The following is an 18,649-nucleotide window of genomic DNA, read 5'->3' as shown; positions in this document are numbered from 1 at the left end:
ACGGCACGGTGCAGGGCGGTGTGGGCCTGCGCGGCCCGTTCAACGACGTCCTGGCCTACTCGCACTACCGGGAAGCGGAATAGAGCGTTTGCTCCCCCGCCTTCAAGGACACGCAGCTCCACAGCTACGCGCTGGCCCTGGCCGTGCGGCCGAGCCGCGACCTGAACATCACCCTGTCGGCCGACGGCGGCGTGAACGACGATGCGCGCTACTTCGGCACCCCGCTGCGCAATGGCGTGCTCGACGAGCGCCTGCGCCGCACCAACTTCAACGTGGCCGATTCGGTGGTCAAGTACGACGACCGCGTCTGGCGCGCCAAGGTCGACTGGCAGGCCACCGCCGGCGTGCGCCTGCGCAACGAGACCTACCACCTGAGCACCGACCGCCATTGGCGCAATGCCGAGGCCTATGCCTTCAACGCCCCCGGCACGGCCGTGAACCGCAGCGACTACCTGGAGATCCTGCACGACCAGGAGCAGACCGGCAACCGCTTCGACGCCGCGTTCGACGGCCAGCTCGGCGGCATGAAGAGCCGCTTCATCGTGGGCCTGGACTGGTACCGCACCAAGCTCTTGCACACCAACAACTCGCCCTACGGCGGCGCCAGCACGGTGGACCCGTTCAATTTCGCGCCTGGCGGCTTCCTGAGCCCCGTGCCCACCATCCCGGGCCGCGCATCCGAGCTCAAGACCACCGCGCTGTTCGCCGAGAACGCGCTCGATCTGACGAAGGAGTGGAAGCTGGTGGCAGGCCTGCGCAGCGACCACATGGAACTCGACACCACCGACCTGCGCGGCGGCGTGCGCATGGTCAAGAAGTACTCGCCCGCCACCGGCCGCCTGGGCGCCGTGTGGTCGCCCAGCGAGGCGCTGTCGCTCTACGGCCAGTTCGGCACGGGCACCGATCCGCTGTCCGGCGCGCTCTCGCTGCCCGGTGGTGGCAACATCTTCGATCTGGCCAAAGGCCGCCAGGTGGAAGTCGGCGCCAAGGGCGCCGTGCCCGCGGTGCGGGGCGAGTGGACGGTGGCGCTCTACAAGATCGAAAAGCGCAACCTGCTTTCGCGCGATGCCAGCAACCCCAACATCACGCAGCAGATCGGCCAGCAATCGTCCACCGGCATCGAGCTGGCGTTTGCGGCCGAGCCCGTGCGCGGCTGGACCATCGACGCCAACGCCGCCTTCCTGCGTGCGCGCTACGACGATTTCAAGGAACTGGTCTCGGGTGCCCTGGTCTCGCGCGACGGCATGACGCCCACCGGCGTGCCCGAGCGCACCGCCAGCGTCTGGACGGCCTACCGCTTCCTGCCCCGGTGGCAGGCCGGCTTTGGCGCGCGCTATGTGGGCGAGCGCCAGGGCAACACCGCCAACACCACGAAGCTGCCGTCGTACACGGTGCTCGACGCCTCGCTGGCCTACGACTACTCGCGCAACCTCAAGCTCGGCCTGGCGGTGAAGAACCTGGCCAACCGCGACTATGCGCTGGCCGGCACGGCCAACACGCGCTGGCTGCTGGGCGCACCGCGCACCGTGCAGCTGACGGCGCGCGCTTCGTTCTGAGCCCGGGTGGGGCGCAGCGCATGGCCAAGAAGCTCGTCATCCTTGTGCACAAGTGGCTGGGCGTGGTGCTGGCGCTGTTCTTCCTCATGTGGTTCGTGAGCGGGGTGGTGCTGTACTACGTGCCGTTTCCCAGCCTCACGCAGGCCGAGCGGCTGGCGGCACTGCCCGCGCTGCAACTTCCGGCCGACTGCTGTCTGGCAGCGCCCGAAGCTGCGCAGCGCGCCGGTCTGCGCCCAGGCGGTGGCGAGGCGCGCCTGGGCATGTTGGGCGACGCCCCCGTGTGGCGCATGCAGGCCACGGTAGCAGGCAGCGATGCCGATGCGGCGCCACGCCAGCGCTGGCACACGGTGGATGCGCGCACGGGTGCCCTGGTGGCGCCGCTGGACGACGCCCAGGCCGCCCGCGTAGCCGAAGCCTTCAGCGGCCGGCGCGCCACGGGCACCGAGCGGCTGGAGCGCGACCAGTGGACCGTGCCCCAGGGCCTGGATGTGCACCGGCCCCTGGTCAAGGTGCTGCTCGATGGCGACGACGGGCTGGAGCTCTACGTATCGCCCGGTGCCACCGAGGTGGTGCGCGACACGCGCCGCGCCGAGCGCTTCTGGAACTGGCTGGGCGCCGTGCCGCACTGGATCTACCCGACGGTGCTGCGCCAGTTCCCCAAGGCCTGGCACCGCGTGGTGGTGTGGCTCTCCATCCCCGGCGTGCTGCTGGCGGCCACGGGCATCGCCCTGGGCATCTGGCAGCTGTTTCTCAATCGCCAGCGCTGGATTCCTTACCGCCAATTCTGGATGCGCTGGCACCACATCCTCGGCCTAGTAGCCGCCGTGTTCACGCTCACCTGGATGTTCTCGGGCCTGATGTCGATGAACCCCTTCGGCGTGTTCACCGGCCGCGCGGCCGACCCGCAGGTGCGCACCCAGTGGGCCGGTGAGGCGCCGCGCACGGCGCGCGGCCCTGCCGAGGCCGTGGCCCTGGCGGCGGCCGATGGCATCGTTCCACTGGAGCTCGACACCCTGCGCATCGCCGGCCAGGCCTGGTACCGCGTGCGCGGACAGGGCGAGGGCTCCGTGCAGCGCCTGGTGCGCGCCGATGGTCCCGAAGCTTGCGTGGTGCGCGCCGTTCCCGATGCAACAGTGCTGGCCGCACTGCAGGGCTTGCGTCCCGGCAGCCCGCCGCCGGTGATCGAGCAGCTCACGCAGTACGATGGCCTGTACTATGCGCGCCACCATGACGCATCCACCGCCTTCAACCGCCCGCTGCCCGTGTGGCGTGCCCACTGGGCCGGGGACGACGTGAGCGTGTACGCCGACCCGGCTTCCGCCCGCATCGTGCTGCGCGCCGACGCCACCACGCCCTGGCAGCGCGTGCTCTACAACGGCCTGCACAGCCTGGACTTCGCGCCGCTGCTGGCGCGCCCGGCGCTGCGCACCGCACTGGTGGTGGGCCTGTCGCTGCTGGGCATTGCGCTGTGCATCACCTCGTGCGTGATTGCCTGGCGTGTGTTCGTGCCGGCGCGTCGCCGGCAGGTCCGCAGCGGCTCGAAGCGCGTGGTGGGCGATTCGTCGGGGGGCACATGGACGGCGTGATCGATCTGCTGCTGCCCGGCACACAATGGGATGCCTTGCGGGCGATGATCTGGGTGCCCTTCGTGGCCCTGGCCATCGACTGGTGGCGCGGCGAGCCCCCGGTGCCCATCCACCCCGTGGTGTGGATGGGCAAGGCGCTGGGCTGGTGCGGGGAGCGCTGGGCGCCGCTGTCGCCGGTGGCCCGTGATCTGCGCGTGTTCTGGACCATGGCGCTGGCATGGTGTGCGCTGGCGGTCGCGGCGATGGCGGCTGCCTGGGGCCTGCAGTGGCTGGCGCTGCGCTTTCACGACGTGATTGCTGCGGCGCTGCTCGGGCTGCTGCTCAAGCCGCTGCTGTCCTGGCGCATGCTGCACGACGAGGTGCTGGCGGTGGAGGCGGCGCTGGCCCGGTCCCTGCCCGAGGGCCGTGAGCAGCTGGCGCGCCTGGTGAGCCGCGACGTGAGCGAACTCACGGCCGAGCAGGTGCGCGAGTCGGCCATCGAGTCGCTGGCCGAGAACCTCAACGATTCGGTGGTGGCGCCGCTGTTCTGGTTCGTGCTGCTGGGCCTGCCCGGTGCCGCGCTGTACCGCCTGGCCAACACGGCCGATGCCATGTGGGGCTACCCCGGCATGCGCGGCGGGCGCTACTGGCAGTGGGCCGGCAAGTGGGCCGCGCGCGCGGACGACGTGCTCTCGTGGCTGCCCGCGCGCATCACCGCGCTGCTGCTGGCCGTGCTGGCGCGGGGGCTGCAGCTGCCCACCCTGGCGCGCCAGGCGCGCCGCACGCCATCGCCCAACAGCGGCTGGCCCATGGCGGCCATGGCGCTCGCGCTGGGCGTGCGGCTCGGCAAGCCCGGGGTCTATGTGCTCAACGCCAGTGCGCGTGACCCCGGCCCGCTCGATACCCGGCGCGCGGCCAAGCTCGGGTCGCTGGTGGCGCTGTCGCTGGTGCCGGTGGGCATGGGCGCGCATCTGCTGGTCAGCACCGTGGCCGTCTGGATGGGCGCATGACCTGGCAGGCCGGCGCATGGCACCACCACGGCGGCCCCGATGCGCTGGGCGCGCCCGTGCACGACTTTTCAACCAACAGCAATGCCTGCGGGCCCTGCCCCGAGGCGCAGCACGCCGTGCAGCAGGCCGATGCCACGCGCTACCCTGACCCGCAGTACACGGCGCTGCGCGAGGCGCTCGCGGCCTTCCATGGCGTGGCACCCTGGCGCATCGTGCCGGCGGCCAGCTCCAGCGAGTTCATCCACCGCATCACGGCGCTGGCCGCGCGGCAGGGCGCGGTGCAGGCCCAGGTGCCGCTGCACAGCTATGGCGACTATGCCCAGGCCGCGCAGGCGCGCGGGCTGGGCGTGGTGCGGCGGGCCGACGGGGCTGGCATGGCTGCGGGCCTCCCGGACCTTGCGGATCTGGAATGGGCCTGCGAGCCCTCCAGCCCCCTGGGCCGCGCCGATCCGGTGCTGGCGCTCTGGGCTGCCGTGCCCCAGGGTGGCGATGGTGCCCCGCTGCGCGTGCTCGATTGCGCCTATGCCCCCTTGCGGCTCGACGACGCCGACGGCGCCGTCCCCTGGCTGGGGCGGCCCGCGCTGCCCGACATGCCGTCCTGCTGGCAGCTGTGGACACCCAACAAGGCCCTGGGCCTTACCGGCGTGCGCGCTGCCTATGCCGTGGCGCCCGGGGGTGCGCAGGAGGCCGTGCGTGCATTGCAGGCGCTGGCCCCTTCGTGGGCCGTGGGCGCGCACGGCGTGGCCCTGCTGCAGGCCTGGGTGCAGCCCGGCGTGCAGCGCTGGCTGGTGCACAGCCTTGACAGCCTGCGCGGCTGGAAGCAGCGCCAGACAGCGCTGTGCCTTGAGCTGGGCTGGACCGTGCATGCGGGCAGCCTGGCCAACTATTTCTGCGCCCAGCCTGCGTGTCCAGGCCTGCCGAAGAACCTGGCGGTCCTGCGCGCGTCCGGGATCAAGCTGCGCGACGCGGCCTCATTCGGCCTGCCCGGCAGTGTGCGCCTGGGCGTGCTCGCACCCCGCGCGCAGGACGCATTGCGCACCGCCTGGCTGGCCACTCTAAGATCCGGGGCACAACCCAAGGAAAGCGACTCCCCCTGATGCGAACCATCACCGTCACCCGCTATGTCACGCCGCTGCGTGAAGGCGGCTCCATGCCCGCCGTGGTCGAAGGCGACGACCTGGGCCTGTATGTGCTCAAGTTCCGTGGCGCAGGGCAGGGCGTGCGCGCCCTGCTGGCCGAGATGATCTCGGGCGGCATCGCCCGTGCCCTCAACCTGCCGGTTCCCGAGATCGTGCTCGCCGATCTGGACCCGGCCCTGGCCCAGACCGAGCCCGACCCCGAGATCCAGGACCTGGTGCGTGCCAGCGGCGGCCTCAACGTGGGGCTCGACTACCTCTCGGGCGCGCTCAACTTCGACCCTGCGGTGGACGAAGTCAGCGACGACTTCGCCTCGCGCCTGGTGTGGTTCGATGCCCTGGTGGCCAATGTGGACCGCACCGCGCGCAACACCAATCTGCTCATGTGGCACAGGAAGCCCTGGCTCATCGACCATGGTGCCTCGCTCACCTTCCACCACGCCTGGAACGGCGCGGTGGCGCAGCCGGCCAAGGCCTTTGCACCGATTGCCGAGCATGTGCTGCTGTACCGGGCCACGGCCATTGCCCAGGTGGATGCGGAACTGGCCGTGCTGCTCACACGCGAGGTGCTCACCGGCATTTTGGCCGAGGTGCCCGATGAGTTCCTGGCGTTGGCCGGGGCCGAGCACACCGAGGGGCCGCTGTCGCAACCAGCCAGCCACCGCCAGGCCTATGTGGAGCATTTCTGCGCACGACTGGCCGGCCGCGAAGCCTGGGTGAATGCAGTGAAGGGGGCCATCGATGCCCGGGGCTGAAGTGCAGGTCTACGACTACGCCATCGTGCGCGTGGTGCCGCGCGTGGAGCGCGAGGAATTCATCAACGCCGGCGTGATCCTCTCGTGCCAGAAGAGCGGCTTTCTGCAGGCCGCCATCGCGCTCGACGAGGAGCGCCTGCTGGCCATGGACCCGCATGTGGACATCGACAGCGTGCGCCGCCACCTGCAAGCCATCGTGTCCATCTGCGCAGGCCAGGCGGGCTGTGGCCCGATCGCAAAGCTGCCGTTCCGCCAGCGCTTCCACTGGCTCACGGCCAAGCGCAGCGCCATCATCCAGACATCGCCCACACACACCGGGCGCTGCACCGACGCGGCGGCTGCGCTGGAGCATGTGATGGACCGCATGGTGAGGCCCCTGCCTTGACGGCGCCTGCTGCATCGCCCCGGCTCGCGCGCTGCGTGATGGTGCTGGGCACCACCAGCGGCGCCGGCAAGAGCTGGCTGGCCACGGCGCTGTGCCGCTGGTACAGCAACCAGGGCTATAAGGTGGCGCCGTTCAAGGCGCAGAACATGAGCAACAACGCGCGCGTGGTGGCCAGCGACCATGGCCATGGCGAGATCGGCAGTGCGCAGTACTTCCAGGCGATTGCTGCCCGCACGGTGCCCGACGTGCGCATGAACCCGCTGTTGCTCAAGCCCGAGGCCGACACCAAGAGCCAGGTGGTGCTGCTCGGCCAGGTGAGCGCCGAGCTCACCGCGCTGCCCTGGCGCGGCCGCAGCGAGCGCGTCTGGCCGCAGATCGCCGCCGCGCTCGACGCGCTGCGTGCCGAGAACGATGTGGTCGTGATCGAGGGCGCGGGCTCGCCCGCCGAGATCAACCTGCACGCCAGCGATGTGGTCAACATGCGCGTGGCACGCCACTGCGGCGCGCGCTGCCTGCTGGTGACCGACATCGACCGCGGCGGTGCCTTTGCCCACCTCTACGGCACCTGGGCCCTGCTGCCCGAGGACGAGCGTGCGTTGATCCACGGCTTCGTGCTCAACCGCTTCCGGGGCGATGCCACGTTGCTGGCCCCGGCACCGCAGATGCTGCAGGAGCTGACGGGCGTGCCCACCGTGGCCACCATCCCCATGCAGTGGCGCCACGGCCTGCCCGAGGAAGACGGCGTGTTCGACGACCGCAGCACCACGGCCGGGGCCGTGCACACCACGGTGGCCGTCATCGCCTACCCGCGCATCAGCAACCTCGACGAGTTCCAGCCGCTCAAGAACGTGCCTGGCGTGCGCCTGCTGTGGGCGCGCAGCCCGGCCGAGCTGGCGGGTTTGAAACCCACCGACTGGGTGGTGCTGCCCGGCTCCAAGGCCACGGCGGCCGACCTGGCCTGGCTGCGTGCGCAGGGTCTCGATACGGCCATTGCCGCGCATGCAGGGCAGGGCGGTGCCGTGCTGGGTGTGTGCGGCGGCCTGCAGATGCTGGGCGAGGCGCTGATCGACACCGAGGGCATCGACGGCAATGCGCCCGGCCTGGGCCTGCTGCCGCTGGTCACCACCTTCGAGCCGGCCAAGACCGTGCGCCGTACGGTCGCACGGTTCGGTGTGCTCCAGGGCGCCTGGGCGCCGCTCTCGGGCGTGCAGGCCAGCGGTTATGAGATCCACCACGGACAGACGGCCCAGCACCCGGCCATGGCCGCTGGCGGCGATGTGGCACGCGAGGTGGTGCCCGGCCTGGCCTGGCAGAACGGCGCGGGCAATGTGCTCGGGCTGTACCTGCACGGCCTGCTCGAAGACCCGGCCGCACTTCAAGCCCTGTTCGGCCGCGAGGGCGCGGCCCCCGTTCCCACGCTCGACGCGGTGATGGAGGGCCTGGCTCGCGTGGTGGAAACGCATTTCGAGCCCGGTGTGCTGCAGGCCCTGGTCGCCTGATTTTTGATTTTTTCCCTGACGAACCCCATGACCTTCTCGACCCCCGCCATTGCCGACATCACCGACGCCACGCTCACGGCGCGCCTGCAGCACAGTCTCGACTTCAAGACCAAGCCGCTGGGCTCGCTCGGCCGGCTCGAGGCACTGGCGCTGCGCCTCGGCCAGGTGCTGGGCACCGAGGCGCCGGCCCTGGTGCAGCCGCAGATGCTGGTCTGCGCGGGGGACCATGGCCTGGCGGCGCGCGGTGTGTCGGCGTTTCCGAGCGACGTGACCTGGCAGATGGTGGAGAACTTCCTGGCCGGCGGCGCGGCTGTGAGCGTGCTCGCACGCCAGCACGGCCTGGCCCTGACGGTGGTGGACTGCGGCGTGGCCAAGCCCATCGCGCCGCGCGTGGCCGCCGTAGGTGCTCCCCAACTGCTGCTGCGCAAGGTGGCCCCCGGCACGGCCGACGCCTCGGTGGGCCCGGCCATGACGGCAGAGCAGTGCCAGCAGGCCATCGCCAACGGCATGGAGGTGGTGCGGGTGCTGCCGGGCAATGCACTGCTGCTGGGCGAGATGGGCATTGCCAACACCTCCATCGCATCGCTGCTGCTGGCACGCCTGGCCGGCCTGCCGCTGGCCGAGGTGACGGGCGCGGGCACGGGCCTGGACGCCGCCGGCATCGAGCGCAAGCGCGCCGTGCTGCAGCAGGCGCTGGATGTGAACGCCGAAGCCACGAGTCCCTTCGAGGCGCTGGCCGCCCTGGGCGGCTACGAGGTGGCCACCCTGGTGGGCGCCGTGCTGCAGGCCGCGGCCGAGCGCCGGATCATCGTGGTCGATGGCTTCATCACCAGCGCCGCCGTGCTGGTGGCCAGCCGCCTGCAGCCAGCCGTGCTGCAGCGCTGCATCTTTGCCCACCGCTCGGGCGAGCGCGGCCACAGCCTCATGCTGGCGCAGATGCAGGCCGAGCCGCTGCTGGACCTGGGCCTGCGCCTGGGCGAAGGCTCGGGCGCGGCGCTGGCATGGCCGCTGCTGCAGTCGGCCTGCGCGGTGTTGGCCGAGATGGCGAGTTTCGAATCGGCCGGAGTCGACAACCGCAGCTGAGCTCGGCCCGTTCCGTCAGTCGCCCGCGCACTCCAACTGGCCGGCGCGCGGGTTCTCGCCTTGCTTGCCTGGACCTGGCCCGGTGGCGGGCAGGCCGTAGACGGCCTTCTGGTTCGCGCTGTCCGTGGCTTTCACGCCCTGGGCGTCGAAGATCCAGGCATCCCAGTAGTTGACCGGCACGACCTGCGGTACCTTGGCCGATGAGAGGAAGTCGCGCAGCAGCGGCTGCTCGTTGGGATCGTAGGGGAAGTGCAGGCCGTATTCGAGCTTGAACTCCGACACCGAGTTGGCGCGCACGCCCAGGTGGTGGGGCATGAAGGTCTTGACCTTGAACTCGGGCACCACGATGCGCGCCTGGGTCACTACGCGCGACTCCGGCCCGCCCTGCCACAGGTCCAGGCTGGTGGCCCCCGCAGCGGTCATGGCGGCACGCAGGTTCTCCAGCGGCGAGCCATAGTTCACGCCATTGGCCACGCGCGGCGTGGTCAGGTCCCGGCCCCCCGCACCGCTGTCGGAGACGAACAACTGCAGCGGTTCGGCGCGCGAGCGGGTCCTGGCGCTGATCAGGAAGCCGAAGGTCTCCGGGTCATTGGTGCCGTTGCCAAAGGCCGTGCAGCCCGAGACGCTGTGCACCCAGCGCACCACGCGCACGGTGACCGCGTCGTTCATGCGCACCGTCTCGCCGCCCTTGAGCGTGGTGCACTGGCTGGCGGGCAGGCCCGCCTTGGCCATGGCGCTGCAGACCGCTGCCGGCGCATACACCGGTTTGCCGGTCTGCTTTGCCCACTCGGGGATCTGCACGCCGTGGTCTCCGTGCTCATGCCCTACGAGGATGGCATCGATGCCGCCGCGCAGTTTGATGGCCTGCAGGGCTTTGGCTACCGACGCAGCATTTGCCGTAGGGTTGGCGCTGAAGTCGGAGATGGTCTCGCCGTCGAGCAGAATGCCGGTGTCCCCAACCTGGTAGTGCCAGTTGGTGATGCCGAACCAGGTCATGCGCATGTTCTCGGGCCGGTCGTCATCGGATCCGCCGCAGGCTGGCAGCAGGGCTGCGGACAGGCACAGGCTGGCTGCCGCGATGCGCGTCGAGGTCGTTTGGGGTTTCATCTTTTGTCTCCAGGTCGCGGCAAGATTGCCGTCTGTCCCGAAGACTAGGGGTGCGAAGCTGTCAATCTGCTTTCAGGGAAAGTGGGCACCTGGGGCAGAAAGCCGTCTGAAAGCTGTCTTGCGCCAGCATCGCGCGCGCCTTCAGGTGCGCGCGCGCCGATCCGGGTTGGCTGCGCCGGCTACCTTTGTCTGGTGGTGTGCGCACAGCAGGTCGATGAGCGCCTGCGCGTAGGCCGGCATGCGCCCCTCCTCGCGCACCAGGATGTAGCGTTCGCGCACGCTCCAGGCGTCTTCGAGGTCGATCAGCACCAGGCCCATGGGCGCCAGGTAGCGGCGTGCCGCGCTCTCGGGCACGATGCCGATGCCGACCCCCGCGCCTATCATGCGGCACATGGCGTCGAAGCTGGACAGCTGCACGCGCAGTTTCTGCGGCTGGCCGAGCTGTTCGGTGACCTGGGCCAGAAAGGTCTGCAGGGTGCTGGCCGGGTGCATGCCCACCATGGGCTCGTCCAGCGTCTGGGCAAAAGCCATGCGTTTGCGCCGCGCAAAGCGGTGGCCGCGCGGCACCACCAGGGCCAGGCGGTCGGTGCTGAAGTGGATGCTCTTGAGCCCGAGCGTGTCCACCTGGCCCGCGACGATGCCGATGTCGGCCCGGCCATCGAGCACGCCGCGTGGTATCTCGGCATTCGGTTTTTCCTGAAGCTCCACGTTCACGCGCGGGTTGGCGGCGAGGAAGGCGGGCAGGATCTCGGGCATGAAGTCCGTCACCGCCGTGGTGTTGGCGAACACGCGCACATGGCCGCGCAGGCCGCCGCTGTACTCCTGCAGGTCGGCGCGCAGCTGCTCGGCCTGGCGCAGCACGCCGCGCGCGTGGTGCAAGAAGGCCTCGCCCGCAGGTGTGGGGCGCATGCCGCGCGCCTCGCGGTACAACAGCGGCATACCGGCCTGCTGCTCCAGCGCCTTGATGCGCGCACTGGCCGCCGCCAGCGACAGGTGGCGCGCGGCGGCTGCGCGGGAGAGGGCGCCTTGCTCGGCTGTGAGCACGAACAGGCGCAGGTCGGTCAGGTCGAACTGCATGGCGCCATGGTACTGCGCCGGGCGGCGAGCTTTCGGTTCTTCCGAAGGCTCGGTTCAGAAATGCGTGATTGTGCGGGCGCGGCCACGCGGCGAACATCTGGCCTCATTCGAGAACACGCTTTGGAGACACACCGCATGAAGTTCGCTGCCCCCTGCGCCATGGCGCGCCGCGCCGCCCTCGCTGCCCTGCTGGCCGCGCCCTTGCTGGCCACCGCCCAGGCCGGCTACCCCAGCCGCCCCATCACCATGGTCGTGCCCCAGGCCTCCGGTGGCACCAACGACATCGTGGGCCGCCTGGTGGGCCAGAAGCTCGGCGAGGTGCTGGGCGGCGCCACCGTGGTGGAGAACCGGCCCGGCGCGGGCGGCAACATCGGCACGCAGTTCGTTGCCAAGGCGCCCAAGGACGGCTACACCCTGCTCATGACCATCAGCAGCAGCCAGGCCATCAACCCTGCCCTCTTCAAGAACCCGGGCTTCGATCCGGTCAAGGACTTCAAGCCCGTGGGCCTGATCGGCGCCGTGCCCAACGTGCTGCTGGTCAACCCCGACTTTCCTGCGCGCACCCTGGCCGAACTGGTGGCCCTGGCCAAGGCCAAGCCCGGCCACTACCAGTACGCGTCGGCCGGCAATGGCACGCTCAACCACCTGCTCGGTGAAATGCTCAACAGCATGGCCGGCATCCAGCTGCAGCATGTGCCCTACAAGGGCGTGGCCCCGGCCATCAACGACGTGCTGGGCGGCCGGTTGCCCATTGCCTTCGCCAGCATGCCTTCTGCCTTGTCGCACATCAAGGCCGGCAAGCTGCGCGCCCTGGCCGTGAGCGGCGCCACGCGCTCGCCCGTGCTGCCCGAGGTCCCCACCATGGCCGAGACCGTGGCCGGCTACGACGGCACGCTGTGGATCGGCCTGTTCGCCCCTGCGGGCGTGCCCGCCGACACCCTGGCCAGGCTGCAGGACGGCATGGCCCGCTCCCTGGCCGCCAAGGACCTGCGTGACAAGCTGGAGCTGCAGGGCGTGGAGATCGCACCCAAGACCACGCCGGAGCAGTTCGCTGCGCTGCTGCAGGAAGACCTGGCCAAGTGGGCGAAGGTGGTCAAGACCTCTGGCGCCACGGTGGACTGATTCATTTGAAGACCACCACCATGACCCGCCCTCTGGACCACATCACCGTGGTGTCGCTCGAGCATGCGATCGCCGCCCCGTTCTGCACCCGCCAGCTGGCCGACCTGGGGGCGCGCGTCATCAAGGTCGAGCGCCCGGGCGGCGGCGACTTCGCGCGCGACTACGACACGCGCGCCCAGGGCATGGCCTCGCATTTCGTCTGGGTCAACCGCTCCAAGGAAAGCCTCACGCTCGACCTCAAGCAGCCCGAGGCCCTGGCCGTGCTGTGGGAGCTGTTGGCCACGGCCGACGTGCTGGTGCAGAACCTTGCGCCCGGTGCCGCTGCGCGCATGGGGCTGTCGTGGGAGGCGCTGAGCAAGCACAACCCGCGCCTCGTCGTCTGCGACATCTCGGGCTACGGCAGCGACGGACCCTACCGCGACAAGAAGGCCTACGACCTCTTGATCCAGAGCGAGGCGGGCTACCTCTCGGTGACCGGCACGCCCGAGGAGCCCTGCAAGTCCGGCAATTCCATCGCCGACATCGCTGCGGGCATGTATGCCTACAGCAGCGTGCTGGCCGCGCTGATGCAGCGCGAGAAAACAGGGCAGGGCTCACGCATTGACGTCTCCATGCTCGAATCGCTGGCGGAGTGGATGGGCTTTCCCATGTACTACGCCTATGGCGGTGCCACGCCGCCGCCGCGCAACGCGGCATCGCACGCCACCATCTACCCCTATGGCCCCTTCGTCGCAGGCGATGGCGGCACGGTGATGCTGGGCCTGCAGAACGAGCGCGAGTGGAAGCTGTTCTGCGAGCATGTGGTGCTGCAGCCGGGGCTGGCCGATGATCCCCGCTTCGACAGCAACGCCCGGCGCAATGAGCACCGGGCCGAACTCAAGGCCATCATCCTCGGTGTGTTTGCCGAACTCACGGCGGCCCAGGTCATAGCGCGGCTGGAAGACGCACGCATCGCCAACGCGCGCATGAACACCATGGCCGAGGTCTGGGCCCATCCCCAACTGCAGGCACGCGGCAGGGTGCAGCCGGTGGACACACCCGAAGGGCCGCTGGACGCACTGCTGCCCCCCGGCGCGCACAGCAGCTTTGGCTACCGCATGGACCCGATTCCCGCCGTGGGCGAGCACACCGAAACCATTCTGCGCAGCCTGGGCCGCACCGGCGAACAGTTGGCGGCGCTGCGTGCCAGCAAGGCGATCTGATGGCTGCACCAGGGACTGCCCACGCGGCCATGGCCCGCGCGACCACCTTCCTGTTCGTCCCCGCCACCCGGCCCGAGCGCATCGCCAAGGCCCTGGCCAGCGGTGCAGGCGCGGTGATCGTGGACCTGGAAGATGCCGTCGCTCCCGATGACAAGGCGGCGGCGCGCACGGCGCTGCTCGCGGCCATTCAGACCCTGGCGCGCGAGCAGCGTGGCCGCCTGCTGGTGCGCACCAATGCCGCCGGCACCCCCTGGCATGCCGACGACGTGGCAGCCGTGGCCGCCTGCGTGGCCCAGGGCCTGGCGGGGGCGATGGTGGCCAAAGCCGAGTCGGCTGCCGTGCTGCAGGCCATGGCCCGCGCCCTGGGCCCACAGGGCCTGTTGCTGCCGTTGGTCGAGTCGAATGCCGGGCTGGATGCGCTCGATGCCCGGGCCCGGGCGCCGCAGGTGGTTCGGCTGGCCTTTGGCCACCTGGACTTTCAGGTGGACCTGGGCATGGCGTGCGGTGCCGACGAGGCCGAGCTGCTGCCCGTGCGCCTGGCGCTCGTGCGCGCCTCGCGCCGCGCCGGCCTGGCTGCGCCGGGGGACGGCGTGACCACGGCGACGGACGACTCCGAGCGCCTGGCGCGCGACACGGCGCGCAGCAGGCGCATGGGCTTTGGCTCCAAGCTGTGCATCCACCCCGCCCAGGTGCTGCCGGTGCAGGCAGCGTTTGCGCCCAGCCCGGAAGAGCTGGCCTGGGCCAGGCGGGTGCTGGAGGCTGCGCCTGCACATGGCGGCGCCGTGTTCCGGCTCGATGGCCGCATGGTCGATGCCCCCGTGCTGGCGCTGGCTGCGCGCCTCGTCGCTCGCGCCCAGGTCTGAAGCTTTACCCGACCACCGTCTGGTTGCGTCCCAGGGCCTTGGCGCGGTACAGCGCCGCGTCGGCGCGGGCGAGCATGGCGTCCAGCGTGTCCTCAGGGCCGGCCCATTGTGTGAGGCCAATGCTCACCTTGCAGTCGAGCGCATGGCCCACGGCCAGCGTGGCATGGATGCGCTGGGCCACAGTGAGAGCGGCGGTGGCGTCGGTGCCGGGCAGCAGCACGATGAATTCCTCGCCGCCGTAGCGGCCCATGCGGTCCAGTGTGCGCAGCTCGGCCAGGGTGCGTCCCACGAAGTGCACCAGCACGGCATCGCCATGCTGGTGGCCGCAGCTGTCGTTCACGGCCTTGAAGTGGTCCAGGTCCAGCATCATCAGCGAAGGGCCGTTGCCGTAGCGGCGTGCGCGCTGGATCTCTTCCTCACAGCGCTGCAGCAGTGCGCGGCGGTTGAGCGCCGGGGTCAGCGAGTCGTGCGTGGCCAGGTGCTCCAGCTCGGTGCGCAGCCGGTCGGTGGCCATGAGCAGGGCGCCGATGGACAGCATGAGCACCGTGAGCGCATAGGCGCCGATGTACAGGTTCTGGTAGATCGAGGGCTCCATGAGGTTCGCCCCCGTGTGCCCCGCGAAGATGGAGATCAGGCGCATGAACAGCGTGGCCAGGTGCAGCACCAGCACCACCTCTACCAGCCGCACCGGAAAGTTGCTGCCGCCAAAGCGCAGCAGAAAGCGCAGCTGTGCGCCATAGATGCAGGACATCACCAGCGTGAAGAAGGTCAGCCGCGCCTCGTAGTTGGGCCAGCCATAGGACAGCCAGGTGAAGACGCCCAGGCAGACCAGCAGCACTCCGCTCCAGATGCGCCAGGTGTGGCGGTGCCCCAGGAAGGCGCGCGTGCCCATGTAGTAGGTCATGGTGCCCAGCACCAGCAGGGTATTGGCGCCCACCAGGCCCATCCAGTCGGGCACCAGGCCCCGCGAGCTGAACAGGGCGGTGGACGCGAGCCAGAACACGGGGGCCGCCGCCCAGGCTCCGATCCCCCGGATATGGGGTGGGTAGTAGCGCCGCATGCAGGCCAGCACGATGGCCATCAGGGCGGACATGAACCCCGCCAGGGCGATCATGGAGCGAGGATCGAGGTTCGTCATTCTGCAGTGATGCGGCGGGACGGGAAGCGCCTCGTAAAGAAATGTTTCCGTGACCGGCCAGTATAGCCAGCGACCAGCCCGGCAGGACGATTGGCCAGTGGGCACAGATGGTGCCGAACGGCGGATGTGGCGGCCGCGCGACGGGCTCCATGGGCGGTTTTGGTGCCATGCCATCCATGTGCGGGAGCGGTTGTGCACGCTATCGGTGCATTTTGTATACAAATCGCCGTGAACATTGTGTGCAAAAGCTGGCACGTGGTTTGCGTAAGCCCTGGCATGCACGACACCACGCCTGCCCCAGCCCCGGCCGCCATCGAGATCGTGGCGCTCACCAAGCGCTATGCCAGCGGCAAGCCCGCCGTGGACGCGATCAACCTGCGCATCGCCAGCGGCAGCTACTGCTGCCTGCTGGGCCCCTCGGGCTGCGGCAAGAGCACCACCTTGCGCATGATCGCCGGGCACGAGTCGGTGACCAGCGGCGACATCCTGCTGGAGAATCGCAACATCACCGACCTGCCCGCCGCCGCGCGCGGCACGGCCATGATGTTCCAGAGCTTCGCGTTGTTCCCGCACCTGTCGGCGCTGGACAACGTGGCCTTCAGCCTCAAGATGAAGGGCGTGGCCAAGGCCGAGCGCCAGGCCAAGGCGCGCGACCTGCTGGAGCGCGTGGCCATGGGCCACCTGGCCGAGCGCAAGCCGGCCGAGCTGTCGGGCGGCCAGCAGCAGCGCGTGGCGCTGGCGCGCGCCCTGATCACCCAGCCGCGCGTGCTGCTGCTCGATGAGCCCTTGTCGGCGCTGGACCCGTTCCTGCGCATCCAGATGCGCGCCGAACTGCGCCGCTGGCAGAAGGAGCTGGGCCTGACCTTCATCCATGTGACCCACTCGCAGGAGGAGGCCATGGCCCTGGCCGACACCATGGTGGTGATGAACCACGGCGTGATCGAGCAGGTGGGCACCCCGCACGAGGTCTACAACCGCCCCGCCAGCGAATTCGTGGCGCGCTTCATGGGTGGCCACAACGTGATCGATACGCCGGGTGGCAAGGTTGGCGTGCGCACCGACCACTTGCAGGTGTTGCCGCAGGGTATGCCGCTGCCCTGGGGCGCCCAGCACATGCAGGCCGTGGTGACCGATGTGGAGTACCAGGGCACCTACGTGCTGCTGGGCCTGCAAAAGCAGGGCGTGGCCCTGTCGGCCAATGCCACAGCGGCCTATTCGGTGATGGTGTCCGAAGCCGCCTTTGCCGCCCAGCCCTACGAGGTGGGCCAGGGTGTGCAACTGCACTGGACCTCAGAGCAGGCCCATCCCCTGTACCCGCCTGCGGCGCCTGTGTCTGCGCCCGTGGCCACGGCCACTGCGCAGGCCGTGCCGGCCTGAGCATCGCTTTTTTCGTTGTCCGCTGTCTGTCTGTCTTTTCGTCCGTTTCCAACCCCTCCACTTCGCAAACCAAGGAGCTTTCCCATGTCCGACGACTCTCGTGCTGATTCCCCTGCTGCTGCCGTTGCCTCCGAAGCCACTGCCGGCGTGCAGCGCCGCTCGCTGCTCAAGGGCACGGCGGGCATCCTGGCCGCCGGCGTGTTCCCGGCCGTGCACTCGCAGGAAAAGATCGTGCTGCGCTACCTGGGCACGGCCGTGAACCAGGACAAGGCGATTTCCGAGAAGTTCAAGGCCGACACCGGCATCGAGATCCAGTACGTGGCCGTGACCACGGACGATGTGACCAAGCGCGCCGTGACCGCGCCCAACAGCTTCGATCTGATCGACACCGAATACTTCTCGCTCAAGAAGATCGTGCCCACGGGCAACCTCAAGGGCATCGACACCAAGCGCATCAAGAACGCCGACAAGATCACCACGCTGTTCACCACCGGCATGGTCAACGGCAAGGCCGTGGGCGACCAGGGCACGGCGCCCAAGAAGGTGATCTACCTCGAAGGCGAAAAGTCCAAGAAGTTCGCGGCCGCGCCCACGCAGTTCATGTCGCTCATCCCTACCGTGTACAACGCCGACACGCTGGGCATCCGCCCCGACCTGATCAAGCGCCCCATCAACTCCTGGGCCGAGCTGCTCAACCCCGAATTCAAGGGCAAGACCGCTATCCTGAACATCCCCTCCATCGGCATCATGGACGCCGCCATGGTGGTCGAGGCCATGGGCATCTACAAGTACCCCGACAAGGGCAACATGACCAAGAAGGAGATCGATCTCACGATCAAGACCCTGATCGAGGCCAAGAAGCAGGGCCAGTTCCGCGCGCTGTGGAAGGACTTCAACGAGTCGGTGAACCTGATGGCATCGGGCGAGGTGGTGATCCAGTCGATGTGGAGTCCGGCCGTGACCGCCGTGCGCACCAAGGGCATTGCCTGCAACTTCCAGCCCCTGAAGGAAGGCTACCGCGCCTGGGCCGCCGGCTTCGGCCTGCCGGCCACGCTGTCGGGCAAGAAGCTCGATGGTGCGTACGAGTTCATCAACTGGTTCCTCGACGGCTGGGCCGGTGCCTATCTGAACCGCCAGGGCTATTACAGCGCCGTGCTGGACACCGCTAAGTCCAAGATGGAAGCCTACGAGTGGGCGTACTGGATGGAAGGCAAGCCCGCCACGCAGGACATCAAGAGCCCCAACGGCGACGTGCTGGCCAAGGCCGGTGCCACGCGCGATGGCGGCAGCTACGAGTCGCGCATGGGCGGTATTGCCTGCTGGAACGCGCTGATGGACGAGAACAACTACATGGTCCAGAAGTGGAACGAGTTCGTCGCGGCGTAAGAAGCACCCCCTGAGTCGCTTCGCGCCTTCCCCCTCTCTCATATTGCTTCGCAATCTGGGAGGGGGACGCCCCCAGTGCGGCGGGGCGGCCCTTGCACGGGGGCACTGGCTTTTTTGCAGCGCCAGTTTCAACAGCTGGCGTGTAGCGCAACGAGTATTGAGATAGCAAACACCATGAGCACCACCACCACGCCGACCCTGCCGGCCAGCGCCATTCCCGGGCGCGGCATTGCCGCCTGGTGGCAGGCGGCGCCGTTCACGCTGCAGAGCTATGCCGACATCTTCAAGGGCTGCGGCATCGGGGGCGGGGGCGACCTGTGCGTCACCCTCAAGACCTACGGGTCGACGCTGAAGTTCAGCTTCCTGGTGTGGCTGATCACCGCGGTGC

At 69.4% G+C, this 18,649-nt stretch carries 16 protein-coding genes and 1 pseudogene; 14 read left to right on the top strand and 3 right to left on the bottom strand.

Annotation, left to right across the window (positions count from 1 at the left end):
• Nucleotides 1-143: 143 nt before the first annotated feature.
• From ACK59X_RS23715 to cobT, 8 genes are read left to right on the top strand one after another with little or no spacing between them, the layout of a single operon-like run.
• Nucleotides 144-1,556 carry a TonB-dependent receptor gene (locus ACK59X_RS23715; RefSeq protein ID WP_409960831.1) on the top strand — a complete coding sequence of 471 codons (1,413 nt, stop codon included), beginning with the start codon at nucleotides 144-146 and terminating at the stop codon, nucleotides 1,554-1,556.
• A 20-nt stretch (nucleotides 1,557-1,576) separates the two neighbouring features.
• Nucleotides 1,577-3,142 (top strand): PepSY domain-containing protein, encoded by a 1,566-nt coding sequence (locus tag ACK59X_RS23710; protein WP_409960830.1) that lies wholly within the window; start codon nucleotides 1,577-1,579, stop codon nucleotides 3,140-3,142.
• Nucleotides 3,130-4,131 carry an adenosylcobinamide-phosphate synthase CbiB gene (gene cbiB, locus ACK59X_RS23705; RefSeq protein WP_409960829.1) on the top strand — a complete coding sequence of 334 codons (1,002 nt, stop codon included), beginning with the start codon at nucleotides 3,130-3,132 and terminating at the stop codon, nucleotides 4,129-4,131. Before ACK59X_RS23710 ends, cbiB begins: the two co-directional genes overlap by 13 nt.
• Nucleotides 4,128-5,228, top strand: a complete 1,101-nt coding sequence (locus ACK59X_RS23700; protein WP_409960828.1) for an aminotransferase class I/II-fold pyridoxal phosphate-dependent enzyme — start codon at nucleotides 4,128-4,130, stop codon at nucleotides 5,226-5,228. The genes cbiB and ACK59X_RS23700 overlap by 4 nt, the downstream gene beginning before the upstream one ends.
• A complete protein-coding gene (locus ACK59X_RS23695; RefSeq protein ID WP_409960827.1) occupies nucleotides 5,228-6,022 on the top strand; it encodes a HipA family kinase in 795 nt (264 codons plus the stop codon). Before ACK59X_RS23700 ends, ACK59X_RS23695 begins: the two co-directional genes overlap by 1 nt.
• Nucleotides 6,009-6,407, top strand: coding sequence for a DUF3037 domain-containing protein (locus tag ACK59X_RS23690; RefSeq protein ID WP_409960826.1), 399 nt, complete (start codon nucleotides 6,009-6,011; stop codon nucleotides 6,405-6,407). Before ACK59X_RS23695 ends, ACK59X_RS23690 begins: the two co-directional genes overlap by 14 nt.
• Before the next feature lie 38 nt (nucleotides 6,408-6,445).
• Nucleotides 6,446-7,906 (top strand): cobyric acid synthase, encoded by a 1,461-nt coding sequence (locus tag ACK59X_RS23685; RefSeq protein WP_409960832.1) that lies wholly within the window; start codon nucleotides 6,446-6,448, stop codon nucleotides 7,904-7,906.
• Nucleotides 7,907-7,933: 27 nt separating this feature from the next.
• Nucleotides 7,934-8,989 (top strand): nicotinate-nucleotide--dimethylbenzimidazole phosphoribosyltransferase, encoded by a 1,056-nt coding sequence (gene cobT, locus ACK59X_RS23680; protein ID WP_409960825.1) that lies wholly within the window; start codon nucleotides 7,934-7,936, stop codon nucleotides 8,987-8,989.
• Nucleotides 8,990-9,004: 15 nt separating this feature from the next.
• Here cobT and ACK59X_RS23675 read toward each other — a convergent pair whose 3' ends face one another.
• On the bottom strand, nucleotides 9,005-10,096 hold the full coding sequence (locus tag ACK59X_RS23675) for an MBL fold metallo-hydrolase (protein ID WP_409960824.1): 1,092 nt from the start codon (nucleotides 10,094-10,096) through the stop codon (nucleotides 9,005-9,007).
• A gap of 141 nt (nucleotides 10,097-10,237) precedes the next feature.
• Entirely contained in the window at nucleotides 10,238-11,173 is a 936-nt protein-coding gene (locus ACK59X_RS23670; RefSeq protein WP_409960823.1) for a LysR family transcriptional regulator, read from the bottom strand.
• Between the two features lie 135 nt (nucleotides 11,174-11,308).
• On the opposite strand from ACK59X_RS23670, the gene ACK59X_RS23665 reads away from it, so the two are divergent.
• Genes ACK59X_RS23665 through ACK59X_RS23655 form a run of 3 tightly spaced genes read left to right on the top strand, consistent with a single transcriptional unit; the run spans nucleotide 11,309 to nucleotide 14,360 of the window.
• Complete coding sequence (locus ACK59X_RS23665; protein WP_409960822.1) at nucleotides 11,309-12,295, top strand: tripartite tricarboxylate transporter substrate binding protein; 987 nt, start codon at nucleotides 11,309-11,311, stop codon at nucleotides 12,293-12,295.
• Between the two features lie 20 nt (nucleotides 12,296-12,315).
• On the top strand, nucleotides 12,316-13,497 hold the full coding sequence (locus tag ACK59X_RS23660; RefSeq protein ID WP_409960821.1) for a CaiB/BaiF CoA transferase family protein: 1,182 nt from the start codon (nucleotides 12,316-12,318) through the stop codon (nucleotides 13,495-13,497).
• Between the two features lie 29 nt (nucleotides 13,498-13,526).
• Nucleotides 13,527-14,360, top strand: a complete 834-nt coding sequence (locus tag ACK59X_RS23655) for an HpcH/HpaI aldolase/citrate lyase family protein (RefSeq protein ID WP_409960820.1) — start codon at nucleotides 13,527-13,529, stop codon at nucleotides 14,358-14,360.
• 4 nt (nucleotides 14,361-14,364) lie between these two features.
• Here ACK59X_RS23655 and ACK59X_RS23650 read toward each other — a convergent pair whose 3' ends face one another.
• Nucleotides 14,365-15,498, bottom strand: a complete 1,134-nt coding sequence (locus ACK59X_RS23650) for a GGDEF domain-containing protein (protein WP_409960819.1) — start codon at nucleotides 15,496-15,498, stop codon at nucleotides 14,365-14,367.
• 276 nt (nucleotides 15,499-15,774) lie between these two features.
• On the opposite strand from ACK59X_RS23650, the gene ACK59X_RS23645 reads away from it, so the two are divergent.
• The 3 genes and pseudogenes from ACK59X_RS23645 to ACK59X_RS23635 all read left to right on the top strand — a co-directional run.
• On the top strand, nucleotides 15,775-16,875 hold the full coding sequence (locus tag ACK59X_RS23645; protein WP_409960818.1) for an ABC transporter ATP-binding protein: 1,101 nt from the start codon (nucleotides 15,775-15,777) through the stop codon (nucleotides 16,873-16,875).
• An 84-nt stretch (nucleotides 16,876-16,959) separates the two neighbouring features.
• A complete protein-coding gene (locus ACK59X_RS23640; protein ID WP_409960817.1) occupies nucleotides 16,960-18,261 on the top strand; it encodes a PotD/PotF family extracellular solute-binding protein in 1,302 nt (433 codons plus the stop codon).
• 174 nt (nucleotides 18,262-18,435) lie between these two features.
• Nucleotides 18,436-18,649: pseudogene (locus tag ACK59X_RS23635) on the top strand (ABC transporter permease); the annotation flags it as partial.

This window comes from Acidovorax sp., assembly GCF_046339755.1.
Lineage (GTDB): Bacteria > Pseudomonadota > Gammaproteobacteria > Burkholderiales > Burkholderiaceae_C > Acidovorax.
Note: the sequence above shows the minus strand (reverse complement) of the source record. Positions and strands in the feature narration are given on the sequence as shown.